We start from the raw sequence: 20440 nt of genomic DNA on the forward strand, positions 1-20440 counted from the left end.
CCGGCACGCGGCTCACGCCGCAGGCGCTGGGTCTCGCCGCATCGGTCGGCTGTGCGCAACTGTCGGTCGCGCGGCGGATTCGCGTGGCGGTGTTCTTCACCGGCGACGAACTGACGATGCCCGGCGAGCCGCTGAAGCCCGGCGCGATCTACAACTCGAATCGCTTCACGCTGCGCGGGCTGCTCGAGCGGCTCGGCTGCCACGTGACCGACTACGGAATCGTGCCCGACTCGCTGGCCGCGACGCGCGACACGCTGCGCGAGGCCGCCCGCGACCACGACGTGATCCTGACGAGCGGCGGCGTGTCGGTCGGCGATGAGGATCACGTAAAGCCGGCCGTCGAGGCCGAAGGGCGGCTCGCGCTGTGGCAGATCGCTATGAAGCCCGGCAAGCCGCTCGCGTACGGCGCGGTGCGTCGCGGCGACGAGCGCGCCGACGCGCATTTCATCGGGCTGCCCGGCAACCCCGTCTCGAGTTTCGTCACGTTCCTGCTGTTCGTCCGGCCGTTCCTGCTGCGCCTGTCCGGCGTGCGCGACGTCGCGCCGCGCGCGTTGTCGCTGCGTGCCGATTTTTCGCAGAGCAAGGGCGACCGGCGCAACGAATTCCTGCGCGCTCGCGTCAATGCGGCCGGCGGCCTCGACCTGTTCCCGAACCAGAGCTCGGCCGTGCTCACGTCGACGGTCTGGGGCGACGGCCTGATCGACAATCCGCCGCAGCACGCGATCAGCGCAGGCGAGACCGTGCGTTTCATTCCGTTTTCCGAATTGCTGTCGTAACGCGGCGGCGTCCGAACCATGAAGATTCAGCTGAAATTTTTTGCAAGCGTGCGTGAAGCACTGGGCGTGGCCGACGAAGAAGCCGACGTGCCGGACAGCGTGACGACCGTCGGTGACGTGCGCGCGTGGCTGCGCGTGCGCGGCGGCGCGTGGGCCGACACGCTCGCCGAAGGGCGCGCGTTGCGCATGGCGTGCAACCACGAGATGACCGATCCCGACACGCGGCTCACCGAAGGCTGCGAGGTCGCGTTCTTCCCGCCGGTGACGGGCGGCTGAGGCGGCGCATGGCGACGATACGAGTCCAGACCGACGATTTCGACCTGAATGCCGAAGTGGCGGCATTGCGGGCGCGCAACCCGAAGATCGGCGCGCTCGCGTGCTTCGTCGGCACGGTGCGTGACCTCAACGAAGGCGATGCGGTTGCCGCGATGGAGCTCGAGCACTATCCGGGAATGACCGAGAAGGCGCTCGAGAAGATTGCGGCGGAGGCTGGCCGGCGCTGGCCGGGCATCGACGTCGCGATCGTGCATCGCGTCGGCAGGCTGCTGCCGCTCGACCAGATCGTGATGGTCGCGACGGTCGCGTCGCACCGCGGCGATGCGTTCGCGTCGTGCGAGTTCGTGATGGACTATCTGAAGACCGAAGCACCGTTCTGGAAGAAGGAAACGACGCCGGACGGCGAGCGCTGGGTCGATGCGCGCAGTACCGACGACGCCGCGCTCGCGCGCTGGGGCGTCAAGTCGGGCAACACGCGGCGCTGAGCACGGCTGAGGGCGGCGCGCGGACGATGCGGCGATGGGCCGCATGTGCGCCGTCGTCGCGCGTGACAAGCGTTACGCGTCCGGGTCGACGCCGCGCCCGACGATCTTCGTCGGAAACGGCTCGCCGCGGGCGCGCGACGGCAACGCGTGCGGATCGTCGCCCGTGTCGCGGCGGCGCGGCGCGATCGCGTCGAGCAGCGCCTGCTGTTCGGGCGGAATCCGGTAGTCCCAGCCGAACCGGCTCAGCTGCAGGCTCTGCGCGATCCGCAGCGCGGGCTCCATGAAACGGATCGCCGCGGCCGGCGCATAACGCGCTTCGACGGTGTTCAGGAACAGCGACAGCCAGCGGCTGAAATGGGCCGGCTCGATGCCGTCGAGCGGCTGGTGCGCCTGCTGCACGTTGCCGCGATAGCCCTTGGTGCCGAGCACGAGGCTCGACCAGAACGTCACCATCTTCGGCAGATGATCGTCCCAGCGGCCGGCGAGCTTCGCGTCGAACACGGGCCCGAGCAGTGGATCGGCGCGCACGCGGTCGTAAAACGCGTAGACGAGATCGCGGATGTTGTCTTCGGTCGGCTCGGCGTCGCGGGGGCGGGCCGGTACGGTATCGGGCGAGGCGGGCAGGGCAGTCATGACAAAAAGGGCCGGTGGAGCAGGGCAGCGACGGGGCGCCGGCGCGGGCAACGAGCAGGACGCCGGCCGGATTTTGACGCAAAATAACGTCCTGTAACCCCTGGAAAACGTGTAGGTATCACGCATCTTATTGCGCGCGCCCGATCCCGGCAACCCGGGGCCGCGCCGCAGGGCGCTCGATCGGCCCTGCGCGCCTCGTGATCGGCCCGACTCACATCATTGGGGCACGATCGATATTTTCCGTATTCGCTCATGAGACTCACCGACTACACCGACTATTCGCTGCGCGTGATGCTGTACCTGGCCGTGCGCGGCGAGGGGCTCGCGACAATCCAGGAGATCTCGGACGCCTACGGCATCTCGAAGAACCATCTGATGAAAGTCGTCCAGCAGCTTGGCGAGCTGGGCTGGGTCGACACCGTTCGCGGCCGCAACGGCGGGCTGCGGCTGTTCGCCGATTCACTGCGGCTGACGGTCGGCCAGGTCGTGCGGGCAACCGAAAACGACTTCGCGCTGGTTGGCTGCTTTTCGCCCGACGGCGGCGAGTCGCGCGGCTGCGCGATCGAGCCGCAGTGCCGGCTGAAGGGCGTGCTGGCGGCCGCACGCGATGCGTTCTTCGCGGAGCTCGATCGTCACACGCTCGGCGAACTGGCCGAGCCCGCGTCCCCGCTCGCGGCGCTGCTCGGCATCCGTCCGGTCGCGCTCGTGCGCGCCGCGCCGACGCCGGACCAGGCACCGGCGCTCGCCGAGCCGTCGTCGAAGGCCCGCTGACACGCAGGCGCCGCGGCTCCTCGCGCCCACCCCATCACGCCGCCGGGCCGTTTTCAGGGTATCCGGCATTTTTTGCGCTGAATCAACCCGAATTTCGCTTGAAAGCCGCATAACCATCCTCATCTTGGTGTTAATCGAAAATTGGAGGTCTCAACCAAATGAGAATCGACAAGCTCACCACCAAGTTCCAGGAAGCACTCGCGGACGCGCAAAGCCTCGCGGCAGGCCGCGACAATCAATACATCGAACCCGTTCACGTGCTCGCGGCGCTGGTTGCGCAGCAGGACGGGTCGGCCCGCTCGCTGATGTCGCGCGCGGGCGTTCACGTGCAGGCGCTGCAAGGCGCGCTGAACGAAGCCATTTCGCGCCTGCCGCAAGTGACGGGCACGGGCGGCGACATCCAGATCGGCCGCGAGTTGGCCGGCCTGCTCAACCAGGCCGACAAGGAAGCGCAGAAGCTCAACGACACGTTCATCGCGAGCGAAATGTTCCTGCTCGCCGTGTCCGACGACAAGGGCGACGCCGGCAAGCTCGCGCGTCAGCACGGCCTCACGCGCAAGGCGCTCGAAGCCGCGATCGCCGCGGTGCGCGGCGGCTCGCAGGTGCACAGCCAGGACGCGGAAAGCCAGCGCGAGGCACTGAAGAAATACACGGTCGACCTGACCGAGCGCGCCCGTGCGGGCAAGCTCGATCCGGTGATCGGCCGCGACGACGAAATCCGCCGCTCGATCCAGATCCTGCAGCGCCGCACCAAGAACAACCCGGTGCTGATCGGCGAGCCGGGCGTGGGCAAGACCGCGATCGTCGAAGGGCTCGCGCAGCGGATCGTCAACGGCGAGGTGCCCGAGACGCTGAAGGGCAAGCGCGTGCTGTCGCTCGACATGGCCGCGCTGCTCGCCGGCGCGAAGTACCGCGGCGAGTTCGAGGAACGCCTGAAGGCGGTGCTCAACGACATCGCGAAGGACGAAGGCCAGACGATCGTCTTCATCGACGAGATCCACACGATGGTCGGCGCGGGCAAGGCCGAAGGCGCGATGGATGCAGGCAACATGCTGAAGCCGGCGCTGTCGCGCGGCGAGCTGCACTGCATCGGCGCGACCACGCTCGACGAATACCGCAAGTACATCGAGAAGGACGCCGCGCTCGAACGCCGCTTCCAGAAGGTGCTCGTCGACGAGCCGAGCGTCGAGGCGACGATCGCGATCCTGCGCGGGCTGCAGGAGAAGTACGAACTGCACCACGGTGTCGACATCACCGACCCGGCGATCGTCGCCGCGGCCGAGCTGTCGCATCGCTACATCACCGACCGCTTCCTGCCCGACAAGGCCATCGACCTGATCGACGAAGCCGCTTCGAAGATCAAGATGGAAATCGATTCGAAGCCCGAGGAGATGGACAAGCTCGACCGTCGTCTGATCCAGCTGAAGATCGAGCGCGAAGCCGTGAAGAAGGAGCAGGACGAAGCGTCGCAGAAGCGCCTGCAGCTGATCGAGGAGGAGATCGACCGCCTCGGCCGCGAATATGCGGACCTGGAAGAGATCTGGACCGTCGAGAAGGCTGCGGTGCAGGGCAGCGCGCAGCTCAAGGAAGAGATCGAGAAGGTGCGGGCGGACATCGCGCGCCTGCAGCGTGAAGGCAAGCTGGAGAAGGTCGCCGAGCTGCAGTACGGCAAGCTGCCGCAGCTCGAGTCGCAACTGAAGCAGGTCACGCAGGCCGAAGAGCAGGAGCAGCACAACCCGACGCGTCCGCGCCTGCTGCGCACGCAGGTCGGCGCCGAGGAAATCGCGGAAGTCGTGTCGCGTTCTACCGGCATTCCGGTGTCGCGGATGATGCAGGGCGAACGCGAGAAGCTGCTGCACATCGAGGAAAAGCTGCACGAGCGCGTGGTCGGCCAGGATGAGGCAATCAGCGCGGTGGCCGACGCGATCCGTCGTTCGCGCGCGGGTCTCGCCGATCCGAACCGTCCGTACGGCTCGTTCCTGTTCCTCGGCCCGACGGGTGTCGGCAAGACCGAGCTGTGCAAGGCGCTGGCGTCGTTCCTGTTCGATTCGGAAGAGCATCTGATCCGCATCGACATGAGCGAGTTCATGGAGAAGCACAGCGTCGCGCGGCTGATCGGTGCGCCGCCGGGCTATGTCGGCTACGAGGAAGGCGGCTACCTGACGGAAGCCGTGCGCCGCAAGCCGTACAGCGTGATCCTGCTCGACGAGATCGAGAAAGCGCATCCGGACGTGTTCAACGTGCTGCTGCAGGTGCTCGACGACGGTCGCATGACCGACGGGCAGGGGCGCACGGTCGATTTCAAGAACACGGTGATCGTGATGACGTCGAATCTCGGCTCGCAGGTGATCCAGGCGATGACGGGTGCGCCGCAGGACGAGATCAAGGACGCGGTGTGGCTCGAGGTGAAGCAGCATTTCCGCCCCGAGTTCCTGAACCGGATCGACGACGTCGTCGTGTTCCATGCGCTCGACCGTAGCAACATCGAGTCGATCGCGAAGATCCAGCTCGCACGCCTGCACGACCGGCTCGCGAAGCTCGACATGGCGCTCGACGTGTCGCCATCGGCGCTCGAGCAGATCGCGAAGGTCGGCTACGATCCGGTGTTCGGCGCGCGGCCGCTGAAGCGCGCGATCCAGCAGGAGATCGAGAACCCGGTCGCGAAGCTGATCCTCGCCGGCCGCTTCGGTCCGAAGGACGTGATCCCGGTCGACGTCAACGACGGCCAGTTCGTGTTCGACCGCGTCGTTCACTGATCGCCTGCCGTCGGCAGCGTGTGCCCGGTTCGCACCGGGTGCGCAAAAACAAACACCCCGCCTCGGCGGGGTGTTTGCTTGTGAAGCGGCCGAACGGGCCGCCCGGTGGCGGTGGTCAGCCCTGCTTGTTGCCGCCGAACATGCCGGCGAGCTGCGTGAGCGCGCCGAGCACGTTCGACGTGTCGACCTGGCCGCCGGCCGGCACTTCGCCGTTCGGCGTCGCGCCGTTGACGACGTGCGGCAGCACCTGCGCGAGGATCGACGACGCCTGCGACGGATCGATGCCGACCTTGCTCGCGAGCGAGCCGACGACGTCCGAGCCGAGCACGTTTTGCAGCGTATCCGGCGAGATCGGCTGGTTTTCGCCGGTGCCGACCCACGAACCGATGATCTCGCCGGCGCCGCCGGCCTTGAACTTCTCGATCAGGCCGTTCAGGCCGCCCGGCTGGTTGTTGATGAATTCGAGCGCGGTCGCGATGAGCGCGCTTTGCGAGTTGCCGCCGGCCTGGCCGCCGATCAGACCGCCAACGATGTCGAGGAGACCCATGGTTCTTCACCTTCACTGAAAAGGGCGCCGTGACGACGGCGCCCGTTGAACGAATGCCGCGCGCACGCCGTCGCGCGCGCGGCGCACATCAGGCGCCCGACGCCGCGGCGGCGGAGGCAGCCTTGTCCTTCTTGCTCTTCTTCTTCGAACCCTTCGTCGCCTTCGCGGACGACGCGGCGGCCGGTGCGCTCGCGCCGGCGTCGGCGGATGCCGCGGCAGCAGCGGCCGCCTTTTCCTTCTTCGATGCGCGCTTGGTCTTGGCCGGCTTGGCTGCCGCTTCCGGTGCGCTCGCCGTCGGCGCGGGCGCCGCGGTCGTCGTGCCGGCCGTCGCGGTCGTGGACGTCGATGCGGTGCCCGCCGACGTCGTGGCCGACGTCGTCGCGGCCGGCTTCGACAGCTTCACGCCCTTCGGCGGTGTCGACGAGCCGCCGATCGTCAGGCCGTTTTCCTCGAGATGCCCGACCGATTTCGTGCCGAGACCCTTCACGCGGTTCGCGAGATCGTCGGCGTCCTTGAACGGGCCGTTCTTGGTGCGTTCGTCGATGATCGCCTTCGACTTCACGGGCCCGAGCCCCTTCACGGATTCGAGCGCGGCCTGGTCGGCCGTGTTGACTTCGACGGCCGCGGCAAGGCCGGCGGCGAGTGACAGCGACAGCGCGACGAACAGCATCAGCAGCTTTTTCAGCATGGCAAGGGCTCCCTGGTTCTGACGGATGAATGGCTGTTGCAACGGACGGCGGCGCGCGAGCTGGCCGGGCGTCGCCGTTAAGCATAGGACAAATGCGTGCCCTTTTTGAGACAGGCTGACCGAATCTTGCTGAAGGCTGTCGGTGCTGTAAAGGCCGAATCCGGTGCCGGGGGGCGATTTTGACCATTCTTTACGGTGTCGCCGGGTATCGCGGGTGAACGCGGCACTGGCCGTCAGACAATGCTTGACTTAGAGTGAACTCTAACTCCTAACCTTGTTCCTGCCATGTCGAAAACCGTATCCCAACCCTCCGCCGCCGGTCCGCTGACGATCGGGCAAGTCGCCGAACTGACGGGCGTGTCGACGCACACGCTGCGGTATTACGAGCAGGCCGGCCTGCTGCGCGCGATTTCGCGCACGGCGGCCGGACACCGGCTCTACGCGCCGGCCGATCTTGACTGGCTGGCCTTCGTGATGCGCCTGAAGGCGACCGGCATGCCGATCGCGCAGATGCAGGCGTTCGCGGTGCTGCGCGAGCAGGGCGCGTCGACGTTCGGCGCGCGGCGCGACTTGCTGGTCGCGCATCGCGACGCGGTGCGTGCGCATATCGCGGAGCTGCAGGCAAGCCTCGATGCGATCGGCGACAAGATCGCGTACTACGAGGCGCAGGAACGGGAAACGGAACGACGGGCGACACCTTCTCACTCTTTATCGGAACAGGACGGACACGATGGAACGACTCGCTGAGGATCGCTACACGCGCGGCTGGAACAAACTGAAGGAAATCGACGGCGAAGCAGGCGAACGCGTGATCGCGGCGCTTGGGCCGATCGCGCCGGACTTCGCGCGGCTCCTGGTCGAATTCAGCTTCGGCGACATCTACAGCCGGCCGCAGCTCGACCTGAAGGCGCGCGAAATCGCGACGATCGCGGCGCTGGCCGCGCTCGGCAACGCGCAGCCGCAACTGAAAGTGCACATCGAGGCCGCGCTGAACGTCGGCTGCACGCGCGACGAGATCGTCGAGGTGTTCATGCAGATGGCCGTGTATGCGGGGATGCCGGCCGCGCTCAACGCGCTGTTCGCCGCGCGCGAGGTGTTCGCGCGGCGCGACGAAGCGGCCGGCGCGACGGACGACGCGAACGAGGCGGCAGGGCAGCCCGCATGACGGAGCGTGCGGCCGTGCGTCACGCGCGGTGCGGCGCGACGATCCGGTACTTCGCGATGCGCCGGTACAGCGTCGCGCGCGACATGCCGAGCGCCCGGGCGGCCGCGTCGGGACGCCAGCGATGCGCGGTGAGCGCGGCGACGATGCGGCCGCGTTCGTCGTCGGGCGGCGCGCCCGGCGGCGCGCCGCCGAGTTGCGCGGCGAGCTCGGCCGGCAGGTCGCGCCGCGTCACGCGCGCGGCGTCGCACACCGCGCACGCATAGCGCAGCACGTTGCGCAGTTGCCGCACGTTGCCCGGCCATGCATACGCGGCGAGCTGTTCGGCGAGCGTCGCGTCGAGCGTGAGCACGTGGCCGGTCGCCTGCGCTTCCTCGGCGAACACGGCGGCGATCACGTCGCGCACGTCCGCGCGTTCGCGCAGCGGCGGCAACTCGAACGTCGCGCCGCTCAACCGGTAGTACAGATCTTCGCGGAACGCGCCGTCGGCGACCATCCGCGCAAGATCGCGGTGCGTCGCGCAGATCACGTCGAGATCGACGCGCACGGGCGTATCGCTGCCGAGCGGCACGACCTCGCCGTCGGCCAGCACGCGCAGCAGGCGCGTCTGCAGCGCGAGCGGCATGTCGCCGATTTCATCGAGAAACAGCGTGCCGCCGTCGGCGAGCGCGATCTTGCCGCGCGCGCCGTGCTTGCGTGCGCCGGTGAACGCGCCGGCCGCGTAACCGAACAGTTCGCTTTCGATCAGCGCTTCCGGCAGCGCGCCGCAGTTCACGGCGACGAACGGCCGCGCGCGCCGCGCGCCGGCGTCGTGGATCGCGCGGGCGAACACTTCCTTGCCCGCGCCGGTTTCGCCGAGCACGAGGATCGGCAGCCGCTTGCTCGCGACGCGCAGCGCAAGTTCGGCCTGTTGCGCGATGCGCGCGTCGCTGCTGTGCAGGAACGGCGTCAGCGCGCCGACGTGACGCGGCGCGGTGCCCGGGCGCCGCGAGGCCGCGCCGGGTTCGCGGCCGGCGCGCCGTAGCGGCGCACGCAGCCGCGCGTAGAGCGGGGCGCCGGTCGCGCGCACGCGCAGCGCGATGATCGTATCGAGCCGCGCGGCGTCGCGCAGCGGCATCTCGGTCGCATCGAATATCTCGTCGATATGGCGCGGCTCGCGCAGCGCCGGCAGCGCGTCGCGCGCCTGCCGGTTCGCGGCGACGATGTTGCCGCATTCGTCGAATGCGATCAGCCACTCGGGCTGCGCCTCGACGTAGTGACGGTTCGGATGCCCGAACAATATCCAGTGCTGCGCGGTGCTGTGCACGAAATAGCCGTCCTCGATCAGCGCCGCGCTCTGCCGCACGAGCTGGTAGACGAGGCGCTGGCTGTCGCGGCCGTCGGGCGAATGCACGGCCGACGCGTCGAGCACGCCGATCAGCTCGCCGCCCGGCGAGAAGATCGGCGCCGCGCTGCACGTGAGCGTCGTGAACGCCGCGCGAAAGTGATCGGTCTTGTGCACGGTGATCGGCGCGAGATCGGTCAGCACGCTCGCGACGCCGCACGTTCCTTCCTCGCTTTCCGACCAGCACGAGCCGATGTGCAGCCCCGCATGGCGGAAGTCGTTGCGGCGCTCGCGGTCGATCCGGTAGTCGATCGTCACGCCGTGCGCGTCGGTCAGCATCACGCAGTAGTCGGCGACGCGAATCATGTCGTGCAGCCGCGTCAGGCACTGGCCCGACGCGCGCAGGAACGCTTCCTCCTTGTCGCGCACCTCGCGCAGCTCCGCCGCGGTCAGCACGCGCGGGCCGATCGACGACGCGGGGTCGAGACGGTAGCGCTCCAGCGACCGTTGCCACGACGACACGAGGCGCGCGGAATCCGCCGGCGCGGGCAGGCGTCCGGCGAGCGCGCCGAGTACACGGTCGGCGTGCTGGGCCTGGGGGACGGCGTAGGGCATGGTCGGCTCCGGTTCCGTACGGCGGGGGTGTCGCTGTTCTTGTAGCACATCCGGTTCGGCGAATCACATTGCATCGCAGCACGCGGCGCGCATGAGACGGTCGTCTCACCGGTATCGCGTCGTGTCTCGCGCAGTTGAGACGGCCGCATGCGCGGCGTGCGGCGGCCGTCCGGCGCGGCGTCGCGTGCACGGCGCCGCGCGAACGCTGGGTTTGCGGGCGCAACGCCGGGCATGCGCGCGCGCCGCGGCAATCGCGTCGCCGTATCGACGACGTGAGACGTCTGCGCGAATTCGACGCGCGCTGCGTCGTCACGGTCGCGCATCCGGAACCCGCGCATGCCCGCCGCGCCCGTGCGGACGCGGGTTTCGCGGCGATCGCACGGACGATGGCACGCCGCTTGCAGAGATGACGGGCAAGCCGCCGCGATGGCGTCGGCGACGACGATCCGCCGCTCGTCGATGGCAGCGGACGAAACAGGCGGAGCCGGCGCGTGCGTCAATGCGCCGGCTCCGTCGACTGGATGGAGACAAACCCGTGACGACGCCCGTTACCGTCGGCGTGATCGCGAACCCCGCATCGGGGCGCGACATCCGCCGCCTCACGACGCATGCATCCGTGTTTCCGACCGCGGAGAAGGCGAACATGATCGTGCGCCTGCTGGCCGGCCTCGGCGCGATGGGCGTCGAGCGCGTGCTGACGCTGCGCGACCGCACGGGCATCGCGACGCTGCTGCTGCGCGCGATCGACACGCATCGCGCGATCGCGCCGCACGAGCGCTGGCCCCAGGTCGAATTCGTCGACCTGCCGATCACCGACAGCGTCGCCGACACGCAGGCGGGCGCGGCCTATCTGCACCGGATGGAAGTGTCGCTGATCGTCGTGCTCGGCGGCGACGGCACCCATCGCGCGGTGGCCGCGCATTGCGGCGCGACGCCGCTCGTCGCGCTGTCCACCGGCACCAACAACGCGTTTCCCGAACATCGCGAGGCGACCGTCGCGGGCGTCGCCGCGGGGCTCGCCGCGACCGGCGCCGTGCCGGCCGAGGTCGCGTTCGTGCGCAACAAGCGGCTCGTCGTGCGCTGCGTCGCGGGCGCGCAGCCGGGGCGCGAGGAGATCGCGCTCGTCGACGTGTGCGCCGCGCGGCAGCGCTTCATCGGCGCGCGCGCGATTTCCGGCTCCGACGACATCGACTCGCTCTACCTGACGTTCGCCGAACCGGACGGCATCGGGCTGTCCGCGCTCGGCGGCGCGTGGGCGCCGCTCGAACGCAGCGCGCCGCACGGGCTCGTGATGCGTTTCGCGGAAGCCGGCAATGCGGCCGGCACGCCGCTCGTCGCGCCGATCGCGCCGGGGCGCGTCGACCGTGTCGTGATGCGCAGTTGCGAGCGGCTCGAACCGGGCACGTGGCACGCGATTCCGTTCGAGCGCGGCACGCTCGCGTTCGACGGCGAGCGCGAGATCGAGGTCGTGCAGGGCGATCGCTACGAGATTGCGCTCGACTGGCGCGGGCCGTTGACGGTCGACGTCGGCCGCACGCTGCGCTACGCATCGTCGCGGCAGCTGCTGCGCGACGTCGGCGCGTGGCACGACTGATACACCGGTTTGACGAAGCCGCTTCGGCATCCATCACGATCATCAAGGAGACATCGCATGACAGCCCCTCTCGAAGGACAGGTCGCCATCGTCACGGGCGGCGCGCGCGGCATCGGCCGCGGCATCGCGCTGACGCTTGCCGGCGCCGGCGCGGACATCCTGCTGGCCGACCTGCTCGACGACGCGCTCGACGCCACCGCGCGCGAGGTGCGCGCGCTCGGCCGCCGGGCCGCGATCGCGAAGGTCGACGTCACGCAGGCCGCGCAGGTCGACGCGATGGTCGCGCAGGCGCTCGCCGACCTCGGCCGGCTCGACATCCTCGTGAATTGCGCGGGCGTGATCAGCATTCATCCGGTCGCCGAACTGACCGAGCGCGACTGGGATTTCGTGATGGACGTGAATGCGAAGGGCACTTTCCTCGGCTGCCGGGCGGCACTGGCGCACCTGAAGGCGCAGGGTCGCGGCCGGATCATCAACGTCGCGTCGATCGCGGGCAAGGAAGGCTTTCCGAATCTCGCGCATTACAGCGCATCGAAATTCGCGGTCGTCGGCTTCACCAACGCGCTGGCGAAGGAGCTCGCGCGCGACGGCGTGACCGTCAATGCGATCTGCCCCGGCATCGTCCGTACCTACATGTGGGACCGGCTGTCCGACGAATGGAAGACCGACGGCGAATCGGTCGAGCAATCGTGGCAGCGGCACCAGTTGACGCTGATTCCGCAGGGCCGCGCGCAGACGCCGGAAGACATGGGCCGGCTCGCGCTGTTCTTCGCGACGATGGACAACGTGACGGGCCAGGCCGTGAACGTCGACGGCGGCTTCACGTTCCACTGACGGCCGCAAGGCCGTGCAATCCGCCGCCACGGCTCGGCCGGGGCGGCATTCGCAGTCAGACCTAACCAGGAGACACACATGACCGCTTCGACACAGCTCGGCAGGGACAAGCTGCTGGACGCCTATCGGCTGATGCGCACGATCCGCGAATTCGAGGAACGCCTGCACGTCGAATTCGCGACCGGCGAGATTCCCGGCTTCGTTCACCTGTACGCGGGCGAGGAGGCGTCCGCCGTCGGCACGATCCTGCACCTCGGCCTCGACGACTACGTGGCCACCACGCACCGCGGCCACGGCCATTGCATCGCGAAGGGCGTCGACGTGCACGGGATGATGGCCGAGATCTACGGCAAGAAGACGGGCGTTTGCCGCGGCAAGGGCGGCTCGATGCACATCGCCGACCTGTCGATGGGGATGCTCGGCGCGAACGGGATCGTCGGCGCGGGCGGCCCGCTCGTGTGCGGCGCGGCGCTCGCCGCCAAGCACAAGAAGACGGGCGGCGTCGGCGTGTGCTTCTTCGGCGACGGCGCGTCGAACCAGGGCGTGATCTTCGAATCGATGAACCTCGCGTCGGTGTGGCGGCTGCCCGCGATCTTCGTCGCCGAAAACAACGGCTATGCGGAAGCGACGTCGTCGAGCTGGTCGGTCGCGACCGACAACATCGCCGATCGCGCGAACGGGTTCGGGATGCCGGGCGTGATCGTCGACGGCTTCGACTTCTTCGCGGTGCACGAGGCGCTCGGCGAGGCCGTCGAACGCGCGCGCAACGGCGGCGGCCCGACGCTCGTCGAGGTGAAGTTCACGCGCTATTTCGGCCACTTCGAGGGCGATGCGCAAACCTACCGCGCGCCGGGCGAAGTGCAGAAGCTGCGCGACGAAAAGGACTGCCTGAAGCATTTCGAAACGCGTGTCGTGCGCGCCGAAGCGCTGACGACCGACGACCTGCGCGCGGTCGATGCGCAGGTGAAGGCGCTGATCGACGACGCGGTCGCACAGGCGAAGGCCGCGCCGCTGCCGGATGCCGCCGACCTGCTGGCCGACGTCTACGTGTCGTATCCGTGAGCGCCGGCTGACCCGGCAGCCGGCACGGCAACCCAACATTCCAGGAGACAGACATGGCAAGGAAGATCACTTATTCGCAGGCGATCAACGAGGCGCTCGCGCAGGAAATGGCGCGCGACGACAGCGTGATCGTGATGGGCGAGGACAACGCGGGCGGCGCGGGCGCGCCGGGCGAGGACGACGCATGGGGCGGCGTGCTCGGCGTGACGAAGGGGCTGTTCCACAAGTTTCCGGGCCGCGTGCTCGATACGCCGCTGTCGGAGGGCGGCTACATCGGCGCGGCGGTCGGCGCGGCCGCGTGCGGGATGCGCCCCGTCGCGGAACTGATGTTCATCGATTTCATGGGCGTGTGTTTCGACCAGATCTTCAACCAGGCCGCGAAATTCCGCTACATGTTCGGCGGCAAGGCCGTGACGCCGGTCGTGATCCGCGCGATGTACGGCGCCGGCCTGCGCGCGGCCGCGCAGCACTCGCAGATGCTCACGTCGCTGTTTACGCACATTCCGGGGCTCAAGGTCGTATGCCCGTCGACGCCGTACGACGCGAAGGGGCTCCTGATCCAGGCGATTCGCGACAACGATCCCGTGATCTTCCTCGAACACAAGCTGCTCTATACGCGCGAGGGCGACGTGCCTGAGGAATCCTATGCGATTCCGTTCGGCGAGGCGAACGTGCTGCGCGACGGCGACGACGCGACGATCGTCACGTACGGCCGGATGGTGCATCTCGCGATGGACGCGGCCGCGACGCTCGCGAAGGACGGCATCCAGTGCGACGTGATCGACCTGCGCACGACGTCGCCGCTCGACGAGGAAACGATCCTCGAAAGCGCCGAACGCACCGGGCGCGTGGTGGTCGTCGACGAAGCAAACCCGCGCTGCTCGATCGCGACCGACATCGCCGCGCTCGTCGCGCAGCGTGCGTTCCGTTCGCTCAAGGCGCCGATCGAACTCGTGACCGCGCCGCATACGCCCGCGCCGTTCGCCGGCGTATTGGAAGACCTGTACATCCCGTCCGCCGATGCGATCGCGCAGGCGGTACTCAAGACGAGGAGCTGACACGATGTCGATTCACATGATCACGATGCCCAAGTGGGGGCTGTCGATGGAGCAGGGGCAGGTCAACGGCTGGCTGAAGGCGATCGGCGAACGCGTGGCGAAGGGCGACGAGGTGCTCGACGTCGAGACGGACAAGATCTCGTCGGGCGTCGAATGCGCGTTCGACGGCACGCTGCGCCGGCAGGTCGCGCAGGAGGGCGAGACGCTGCCCGTCGGCGCGCTGCTCGGCGTGGTCGCGGCCGCCGATGCGAGCGACGCCGACATCGATGCGGCGATCGCCGACTTCCAGCGCGATTTCGTGCCGAGCGCGGCGTCCGACGAGGCGGCCGGCCCGCAGCCGGAGAAGGCGCAGATCGGCGGACGCACGCTCCGCTTCCTGAAGCTGGGCGACGGTTCGGGCACGCCGGCCGTGCTGATCCACGGCTTCGGCGGCGACCTGAACAACTGGCTGTTCAATCACGCGGAGCTCGCCGCGCACCGGCCGGTGTGGGCGCTCGATCTGCCCGGCCACGGCGAATCGGGCAAGGCGGTCGAGACCGGCAGCCTCGACGAACTGGCCGATGCGGTGCTCGCGCTGCTCGATGCGCAGCACATCGAGCGTGCGCACCTGATCGGCCATTCGATGGGCGGCGCGGTGGCGATGACGTTGGCCGACAGCGCGCCGGAGCGCGTGGCGTCGCTCACGCTGATCGCGAGCGCCGGGCTCGGTGCCGATATCAACCGCGGGTACATCGACGGCTTCGTCGCGGGCAACAGCCGCAACACGTTGAAGCCGCACCTCGGCGCGCTGTTCGCGGACGACGCGTTGGTCACGCGGCAATTGGTCGAGGATCTCGTCAAGTACAAGCGGCTCGAAGGCGTGCAGGCCGCGCTGGAGAAAATCGCGCATGCCGCGTTCGACGGCGCCGCGCAGCGGCGCGTATTCCGCGACCGGCTCGCGTCGCTGGCGCCGCGCACGCTCGTGATCTGGGGCGAGCGCGACCAGGTGATTCCCGCGCAGCACGCGCAGGGCCTGCCGGACGGCGTGCGTGCCGAGGTGCTCGCCGGCAGCGGCCACATGGTGCAGATGGAGGCGGCCGCCGACGTGAACCGCCTGATCGTCGCGTTCCTCGGAGACTGACGATGGCAGCCGCGCTCGAACGACCCAGCCTCACGGCGCTCGGCCAGCCCGGCGCGAGAAGTCGCGACAAGCTCGCGCGCATTCCGGTGCGCATCGAGCCCGCGGCCGGCGCGGCGCTGCCGAAGCCGCCGTGGCTGCGCGCGCGGCCGATGATGAGCGCGGCGGTGACCGACATGGCCACCGTGCTGCGCGAGCATCGGCTGCATTCCGTCTGCGAGGAGGCGATGTGTCCGAACATCGGCGAATGCTTCGCGCAGCGCACCGCGACCTTCATGATCATGGGCGGGCTGTGTACGCGGCGCTGTCCGTTCTGCGATGTCGCGCACGGCCGTCCGGAGCCGCTCGATCCAGCCGAGCCCGCACGGCTGGCCGACGCGGCGGCGGCGCTCGGATTGCGCTACGTCGTGATCACGTCGGTCGACCGCGACGATCTGCGCGACGGCGGCGCCGCGCATTTCGCCGCATGCATCGCGGCGGTGCGCGCGAGCGTGCCGGGCATCGGCGTCGAGGTGCTGACGCCGGACTTCCGCGGCCGCGCGGCCCGTGCGCTCGACGCGCTGTCGTCGGCCTGGCCCGATGTGTTCAATCACAACATCGAGACGGTGCCGTCGCTGTATCGCGCGGCGCGGCCCGGCGCCGACTATCGCGGCTCGCTGGAACTGCTCGCGCACGCGAAGGCCGCGCGGCCGACGCTCGTGACGAAATCGGGATTGATGCTCGGGCTCGGCGAACGCGACGACGAGGTGCGCGACACGTTGCGCGACCTGCGTGCACACGAGGTCGACGTGCTGACGCTCGGCCAGTATCTCGCACCGTCGGCGCACCATTTGCCGGTGCGGCGCTACGTGAGCCCGGATGCGTTCGCCGCGTGGCGCGACGAGGCGCTCGCGCTCGGTTTCAGGGAAGCCGTCGCCGGCCCGCTCGTGCGGTCGTCATATCACGCGGCCGACGTGCTGGAGGGCGCGTAGCGCGCCACGCGTCAGGCGGCGGCGGCCGCGGCGGCGGCGGCGTGCGCGCGACCGATGCGGCGCAGGTACAGCACGAGCCCCGCGCCCGCCAGCATCAGGCTGACCGTGTTCGCGAACCAGAAGCCGCGCGCGCCGGTCAGCCACGCGGGCGCGATGCCGCCGACGTCGAAGCCGAGCACGTAGCCGCCGCTGAGTCCGACGCCCCACAGCGCGACCGCATAGATCACGGTCGGCACGATCGCCACCTTGTACGCGCGCAGCACGAACGCCGACGTGACCTGCAGCGCATCGAACACGTGGTAGCACGCGACGATCGCGACGAGCGGCATCGCGGCCGCGGCGACGGCCGGGTTCGGCGTATAGCCGCCGATGATCAGCGGGCGCAGCGCGAACACGAGCACGCCGTAGGCGGCGGCAACACCGCACGCGAACATCACGCTATGCCGGCCGAGCAGCCGGGCTTCGTCGGCGCGTCCGGCGCCGAGCGCGCGCGCGACCAGCGTCGACGCCGCCACGCCGATCGACAGCGGCGTCATGTACAGCACCGCGCCGATGTTGCCGGCGATCTGGTGGCCCGCCAGCGTCGTCGTGCCGAACTGCGCGATGAACAGCGCCATGCACGTGTACGACGTGACCTCGATCAGGTACGACAGGCCCATCGGCACGCCGAGCTTCAGGATCGCCTTCTGCCGTTCCCACACGGGCCAGCAGAAGCGCGAGAAGATCGCGAGCGGCGCGAACACGTCGAGCTTCGCGAGCAGCGTGTAGCCGATCAACGCGAGCGCCCAGTTGATCAGCGTGCTCGCGAGCCCGCAGCCGGGGCCGCCGAGCGCCGGTACGCCGAGGCCGCCGAAGATGAACCACACGTTCAGCGGAAACTTGAGCAGCAGCGCGCCGATCTGCAGGATCATCGCGAGCCGCGGCTTGCCGGCCGCGTTGGTCAGCGCGTTGTAGATGCGGAACACGAGGCTGGCGGGCAGCCCGTACGACAGGATGCGCAGGTAGTCGACGGTGCGCTCGTGCAGTGCGGCGGGCGCATGCGCGACGCGCAGCAGCGGTTCGGGAAAATGCAGCAGCAGGAAGCCGGGGATCGCGAGCAGCACCGCAAGCCACAGCGCCTGGCGCACTTCCTCGCCGATCTCGGCATAGCGCCGCGCGCCGTACAGTTGCCCGGTGATCGGCTGCAGCGCGGACAGGATGCCCGTCAGCCCGATATAGATCGATACGTAGATCGACGAGCCGAGCCCGAGCGCGGCGAGATCGACGGCCGAGTAGCGACCGACCATCGCGGTGTCGATCACGCCGAACGCGATGATCGCGAGCTGACCGACCAGCACCGGCCATGCGAGACCGACGATCCGGCGGATGTCGCCGAACATCGTCAATCGGCCGCCTGGCGGCGCGGCGGACGCCGTTTGACGGGCGTCTTCGGCCTTTCGATGCGTTCGTACAGGCGGAAGCGCTCGTCACGGTCGGCGACACGGCGGCCTTCCCAGACGAGACGCCACACGTATTGCGACATCGCGCTCGGCTCGCCGAAGTCGGAGCGGTCCTGGCGCAGGATCACGTCGCAGTCGCCGGAGAAATCGAAATGCATGTTGCCGAAGTACGCAAAGGTCGCGATCTGCGCGTCGCCGAGCCGCACCGGCGAAATGCATTCGTAGTCGGACGGCAGGTGCACGGCGATCTGTTGCGCGACATCGCGATAGGTCCGGCCGTAGTTGACGATCGGCAGCCACAGCGTCATCAGCAGCACCCACATCAGCGTGGTGCCCGCGCCCGACAGCACGACGCTGCGCCACAGCACCTTGGGCTGTCGCGACACACGCCAGCGCACGATGAAGCACCAGCACACGGTGACGATCACCGCGCAGATGAACGACAGGATCTTGAAATGCGGCTCGTAGCCGGGCACGAGGCGCGCGAGGTTGCGCGCGAGCGGATGCGGGAAGCCGGTGAGCGACGCGAGCCACACCAGCCACACGAAGGTGCCGAGGATCGTGAAGCTCAGCACCGCGAACCAGTCGATCGCGTTGATCGCGCCGCGCTTGAGGGTCGGCAGCGCGAAGGTCGCGAGCACTGCGAGCGGCGGCAGCAGCAGCATGTACATGCGGTTCGACTGCTGGCTTTGCAGGATCACGAGCGCGACGAGCGGCACGGCGACCGACAGCGGAATCGCGATGTGCGCACGGCGACGCATGCCGGCCCAGCTCCACCATGCCCAGATCGCGAGCGGCCACGCGGGCCACGTGAACAGCGGCAGGTTTTTCGCCGCATAGCCGAGCACGGCCGTCGGCGGGCCCGAAAAGCGCATCAGGCTGCCGTGGATCCACTGGTTGAAGAACCACGCGGCGTCGTCGGGCGCCGCGACGAACGCGGCGAGCGGCCACAGCGCGGCGATCGCGACCGCGAGCGGCAGGCCGACCAGCGGCAGGCGCAGGTTGCGCATCTCGGGCGTGACGAGCCACAGCGCGGCCGTGCCCGCGAGCAGCGCGACGACCAGCACCGGGTTGCCGGACAGCGCGACGAGGCCCATCGCGAGGCCCCACCACAGTGCACCCTGCAGCGGCTTGTCGATGCCGCGCACGATCCCGTACACGAGCATCGCGATCCACGCGAACTGCGCGAGCTGCGGCGTCGTTTCGTGCCCGCGTTCCGCGAGGCCGAAGCAGGCGACGAGCACCAGCAGCGCGCCGTCCGCCAGCGTGCGGCCGTAGTCGCGCGGCTCGGGTTCGCCGCCGAACGCGTATTTGAACGGTTGAACCTCGGCGCGCCGGCCGAGCAGGTAGGCCGCGTACCAGACGAACGCGCACGCGACGCAGAACAGCACGCCGGTATCGACGCGCGACGCGTTGCTCGCGTCGACCCACGGGCCGAGGCCGCGGATCGACAGCGCGCCGAGCCAGTAGCCGAGTGGCCCGTCGGTGGTGATGAACTTGCCGACCAAGTTCGGCAGCAGCCAGTCGTGCCAGCCGCCCTTGGCCATCGTCCACATCACGCCGAAGCCCGCCGCGTCCTCGTTTTTCCACGGGTCGCGGCCGAACAGGCCGAACGCCGCGTAGACGAGGCAGAGCGTGAGCAGCAGCCAGCGCGGCAGCGCGCGCGTGGCGGAGGCGGTGAGACGGACGACAGGCTTCATGCAGATGAGCGATTTGTTATGGGCGGGCGGCCGGCGCGATCGCGCGCGGCCGAGCCGGTTTCGAGCATCCGGCATTGTAGTCGCGCCCGCTGTTGTGCGTCAGGTCGTTTCCCGGGCGCCGGCCGGCGCCTGGCGGGCGAGCAGAGACAAAAAAGGGCAGCCTGGGCTGCCCTTTCGTGCGGTACCGGTGCGTTGCCGCCGCCGGATCGGTGCAAAAGCTTACTTTGCAGCAGCCTTGCCGTTCGCGCGTGCGCCGAACTTGTTCTTGAACTTCTCGACACGGCCTGCCGTGTCCATGATCTTTTGCTGACCCGTGTAGAACGAGTGCGATTCCGACGACACTTCGATCTTGGCGAGCGGGTAGGTCTTGCCTTCGTGTTCGATGGTTTCACGCGTCTGGATCGTCGAGCGCGTGATGAACTTGAAGCCGTTCGACATGTCTTGGAAGACGACTTCGCGGTAGTCCGGGTGAATGCCAGGTTTCATGATTTTCCTTGGTGAGAGCGGTAGCCAACCCGCCGCTTGCCGTGTCGAGCCGCCCCGAAAGGAGCGATTCGGCTGACGCCAAGCCCGGCGCGAGCCACTTGCCTAAGGTCGAAAAACGGCGATTATGCCAGAAAATCAGACGGTTG

20 protein-coding genes are annotated in these 20440 nt (G+C 68.8%); 13 read left to right on the forward strand and 7 right to left on the reverse strand.

Annotation, left to right across the window (positions count from 1 at the left end; all coding sequences use genetic code 11):
• The 3 genes from A9Z05_RS29890 to A9Z05_RS29900 all read left to right on the forward strand — a co-directional run.
• Window positions 1–776 (forward strand): molybdopterin molybdotransferase MoeA (locus A9Z05_RS29890; protein ID WP_141723510.1); only part of this gene is annotated, 776 nt, incomplete at its 5' end.
• Between the two features lie 18 nt (window positions 777–794).
• Window positions 795–1052 carry a molybdopterin converting factor subunit 1 gene (moaD, locus tag A9Z05_RS29895; protein WP_050013225.1) on the forward strand — a complete coding sequence of 86 codons (258 nt, stop codon included), beginning with the start codon at window positions 795–797 and terminating at the stop codon, window positions 1050–1052.
• 8 nt (window positions 1053–1060) lie between these two features.
• The gene (locus A9Z05_RS29900; RefSeq protein WP_069621243.1) at window positions 1061–1537 is read left to right on the forward strand and encodes a molybdenum cofactor biosynthesis protein MoaE; all 477 of its coding nucleotides are present in this window, start codon (window positions 1061–1063) and stop codon (window positions 1535–1537) included.
• Between the two features lie 72 nt (window positions 1538–1609).
• Here the strand turns inward: A9Z05_RS29900 and A9Z05_RS29905 are convergent, their stop codons facing one another.
• Window positions 1610–2170: a group III truncated hemoglobin gene (locus A9Z05_RS29905; protein ID WP_069621244.1), complete on the reverse strand. Its 561-nt coding sequence runs from the start codon at window positions 2168–2170 to the stop codon at window positions 1610–1612.
• Between the two features lie 252 nt (window positions 2171–2422).
• On the opposite strand from A9Z05_RS29905, the gene A9Z05_RS29910 reads away from it, so the two are divergent.
• Together A9Z05_RS29910 and clpB are read left to right on the forward strand one after the other, a co-directional pair.
• Entirely contained in the window at window positions 2423–2941 is a 519-nt protein-coding gene (locus A9Z05_RS29910; RefSeq protein ID WP_069621245.1) for an Rrf2 family transcriptional regulator, read from the forward strand.
• A gap of 158 nt (window positions 2942–3099) precedes the next feature.
• Complete coding sequence (gene clpB / locus A9Z05_RS29915) at window positions 3100–5697, forward strand: ATP-dependent chaperone ClpB (protein WP_069621246.1); 2598 nt, start codon at window positions 3100–3102, stop codon at window positions 5695–5697.
• A 115-nt stretch (window positions 5698–5812) separates the two neighbouring features.
• Here clpB and A9Z05_RS29920 read toward each other — a convergent pair whose 3' ends face one another.
• Together A9Z05_RS29920 and A9Z05_RS29925 are read right to left on the reverse strand one after the other, a co-directional pair.
• Complete coding sequence (locus A9Z05_RS29920; protein ID WP_069621247.1) at window positions 5813–6244, reverse strand: YidB family protein; 432 nt, start codon at window positions 6242–6244, stop codon at window positions 5813–5815.
• An 88-nt stretch (window positions 6245–6332) separates the two neighbouring features.
• Window positions 6333–6932: a helix-hairpin-helix domain-containing protein gene (locus A9Z05_RS29925; protein WP_069621248.1), complete on the reverse strand. Its 600-nt coding sequence runs from the start codon at window positions 6930–6932 to the stop codon at window positions 6333–6335.
• Between the two features lie 285 nt (window positions 6933–7217).
• Between A9Z05_RS29925 and A9Z05_RS29930 the strand changes: the two genes are divergently transcribed.
• Together A9Z05_RS29930 and A9Z05_RS29935 are read left to right on the forward strand one after the other, a co-directional pair.
• On the forward strand, window positions 7218–7679 hold the full coding sequence (locus A9Z05_RS29930) for a MerR family transcriptional regulator (protein ID WP_069621249.1): 462 nt from the start codon (window positions 7218–7220) through the stop codon (window positions 7677–7679).
• The gene (locus tag A9Z05_RS29935) at window positions 7663–8097 is read left to right on the forward strand and encodes a carboxymuconolactone decarboxylase family protein (RefSeq protein WP_069621250.1); all 435 of its coding nucleotides are present in this window, start codon (window positions 7663–7665) and stop codon (window positions 8095–8097) included. Before A9Z05_RS29930 ends, A9Z05_RS29935 begins: the two co-directional genes overlap by 17 nt.
• Before the next feature lie 19 nt (window positions 8098–8116).
• Here the strand turns inward: A9Z05_RS29935 and A9Z05_RS29940 are convergent, their stop codons facing one another.
• Window positions 8117–10033 carry a sigma-54-dependent Fis family transcriptional regulator gene (locus A9Z05_RS29940; protein WP_069621251.1) on the reverse strand — a complete coding sequence of 639 codons (1917 nt, stop codon included), beginning with the start codon at window positions 10031–10033 and terminating at the stop codon, window positions 8117–8119.
• 535 nt (window positions 10034–10568) lie between these two features.
• Between A9Z05_RS29940 and A9Z05_RS29950 the strand changes: the two genes are divergently transcribed.
• The 6 genes from A9Z05_RS29950 (at window position 10569) to lipA (ending at window position 16669) form a co-directional block, all read left to right on the forward strand.
• The gene (locus tag A9Z05_RS29950; RefSeq protein WP_069621253.1) at window positions 10569–11627 is read left to right on the forward strand and encodes an ATP-NAD kinase family protein; all 1059 of its coding nucleotides are present in this window, start codon (window positions 10569–10571) and stop codon (window positions 11625–11627) included.
• A 57-nt stretch (window positions 11628–11684) separates the two neighbouring features.
• Window positions 11685–12461: an SDR family NAD(P)-dependent oxidoreductase gene (locus A9Z05_RS29955; RefSeq protein WP_069621254.1), complete on the forward strand. Its 777-nt coding sequence runs from the start codon at window positions 11685–11687 to the stop codon at window positions 12459–12461.
• A 78-nt stretch (window positions 12462–12539) separates the two neighbouring features.
• Entirely contained in the window at window positions 12540–13523 is a 984-nt protein-coding gene (locus A9Z05_RS29960; RefSeq protein WP_006478652.1) for a thiamine pyrophosphate-dependent dehydrogenase E1 component subunit alpha, read from the forward strand.
• 53 nt (window positions 13524–13576) lie between these two features.
• On the forward strand, window positions 13577–14581 hold the full coding sequence (locus A9Z05_RS29965) for an alpha-ketoacid dehydrogenase subunit beta (RefSeq protein ID WP_069621255.1): 1005 nt from the start codon (window positions 13577–13579) through the stop codon (window positions 14579–14581).
• 4 nt (window positions 14582–14585) lie between these two features.
• Window positions 14586–15701 carry an acetoin dehydrogenase dihydrolipoyllysine-residue acetyltransferase subunit gene (locus A9Z05_RS29970; protein WP_069621256.1) on the forward strand — a complete coding sequence of 372 codons (1116 nt, stop codon included), beginning with the start codon at window positions 14586–14588 and terminating at the stop codon, window positions 15699–15701.
• Between the two features lie 2 nt (window positions 15702–15703).
• Complete coding sequence (gene lipA / locus A9Z05_RS29975) at window positions 15704–16669, forward strand: lipoyl synthase (protein ID WP_069621257.1); 966 nt, start codon at window positions 15704–15706, stop codon at window positions 16667–16669.
• 11 nt (window positions 16670–16680) lie between these two features.
• Here the strand turns inward: lipA and A9Z05_RS29980 are convergent, their stop codons facing one another.
• The 3 genes from A9Z05_RS29980 to A9Z05_RS29990 form a co-directional block, all read right to left on the reverse strand.
• Entirely contained in the window at window positions 16681–18048 is a 1368-nt protein-coding gene (locus A9Z05_RS29980) for an MATE family efflux transporter (protein ID WP_069621258.1), read from the reverse strand.
• A gap of 2 nt (window positions 18049–18050) precedes the next feature.
• Window positions 18051–19883 (reverse strand): glycosyltransferase family 39 protein, encoded by a 1833-nt coding sequence (locus A9Z05_RS29985; RefSeq protein WP_089435125.1) that lies wholly within the window; start codon window positions 19881–19883, stop codon window positions 18051–18053.
• A gap of 144 nt (window positions 19884–20027) precedes the next feature.
• Entirely contained in the window at window positions 20028–20294 is a 267-nt protein-coding gene (locus tag A9Z05_RS29990) for a type B 50S ribosomal protein L31 (protein ID WP_011549676.1), read from the reverse strand.
• Between the last annotated feature and the right edge of the window lie 146 nt (window positions 20295–20440).

This window comes from Burkholderia sp. A2, from assembly GCF_001729305.1.
Classification (GTDB): domain Bacteria; phylum Pseudomonadota; class Gammaproteobacteria; order Burkholderiales; family Burkholderiaceae; genus Burkholderia; species Burkholderia sola.

Bases quoted from the DNA above. Each gene is read 5' to 3' on its own strand.
- A9Z05_RS29905 (WP_069621244.1), bottom strand. From the start codon at position 2,170: ATGACTGCCCTGCCCGCCTCGCCCGATACCGTACCGGCCCGCCCCCGC.
- A9Z05_RS29965 (WP_069621255.1), top strand. From the start codon at position 13,577: ATGGCAAGGAAGATCACTTATTCGCAGGCGATCAACGAGGCGCTCGCG.
- moaD (WP_050013225.1), top strand. From the start codon at position 795: ATGAAGATTCAGCTGAAATTTTTTGCAAGCGTGCGTGAAGCACTGGGC.
- A9Z05_RS29970 (WP_069621256.1), top strand. From the start codon at position 14,586: ATGTCGATTCACATGATCACGATGCCCAAGTGGGGGCTGTCGATGGAG.
- A9Z05_RS29930 (WP_069621249.1), top strand. From the start codon at position 7,218: ATGTCGAAAACCGTATCCCAACCCTCCGCCGCCGGTCCGCTGACGATC.
- A9Z05_RS29940 (WP_069621251.1), bottom strand. From the start codon at position 10,033: ATGCCCTACGCCGTCCCCCAGGCCCAGCACGCCGACCGTGTACTCGGC.
- A9Z05_RS29955 (WP_069621254.1), top strand. From the start codon at position 11,685: ATGACAGCCCCTCTCGAAGGACAGGTCGCCATCGTCACGGGCGGCGCG.
- A9Z05_RS29990 (WP_011549676.1), bottom strand. From the start codon at position 20,294: ATGAAACCTGGCATTCACCCGGACTACCGCGAAGTCGTCTTCCAAGAC.
- A9Z05_RS29910 (WP_069621245.1), top strand. From the start codon at position 2,423: ATGAGACTCACCGACTACACCGACTATTCGCTGCGCGTGATGCTGTAC.
- A9Z05_RS29960 (WP_006478652.1), top strand. From the start codon at position 12,540: ATGACCGCTTCGACACAGCTCGGCAGGGACAAGCTGCTGGACGCCTAT.
- A9Z05_RS29920 (WP_069621247.1), bottom strand. From the start codon at position 6,244: ATGGGTCTCCTCGACATCGTTGGCGGTCTGATCGGCGGCCAGGCCGGC.
- A9Z05_RS29900 (WP_069621243.1), top strand. From the start codon at position 1,061: ATGGCGACGATACGAGTCCAGACCGACGATTTCGACCTGAATGCCGAA.
- lipA (WP_069621257.1), top strand. From the start codon at position 15,704: ATGGCAGCCGCGCTCGAACGACCCAGCCTCACGGCGCTCGGCCAGCCC.
- A9Z05_RS29935 (WP_069621250.1), top strand. From the start codon at position 7,663: ATGGAACGACTCGCTGAGGATCGCTACACGCGCGGCTGGAACAAACTG.
- A9Z05_RS29985 (WP_089435125.1), bottom strand. From the start codon at position 19,883: ATGCCGGATGCTCGAAACCGGCTCGGCCGCGCGCGATCGCGCCGGCCG.
- A9Z05_RS29980 (WP_069621258.1), bottom strand. From the start codon at position 18,048: ATGTTCGGCGACATCCGCCGGATCGTCGGTCTCGCATGGCCGGTGCTG.
- A9Z05_RS29925 (WP_069621248.1), bottom strand. From the start codon at position 6,932: ATGCTGAAAAAGCTGCTGATGCTGTTCGTCGCGCTGTCGCTGTCACTC.
- clpB (WP_069621246.1), top strand. From the start codon at position 3,100: ATGAGAATCGACAAGCTCACCACCAAGTTCCAGGAAGCACTCGCGGAC.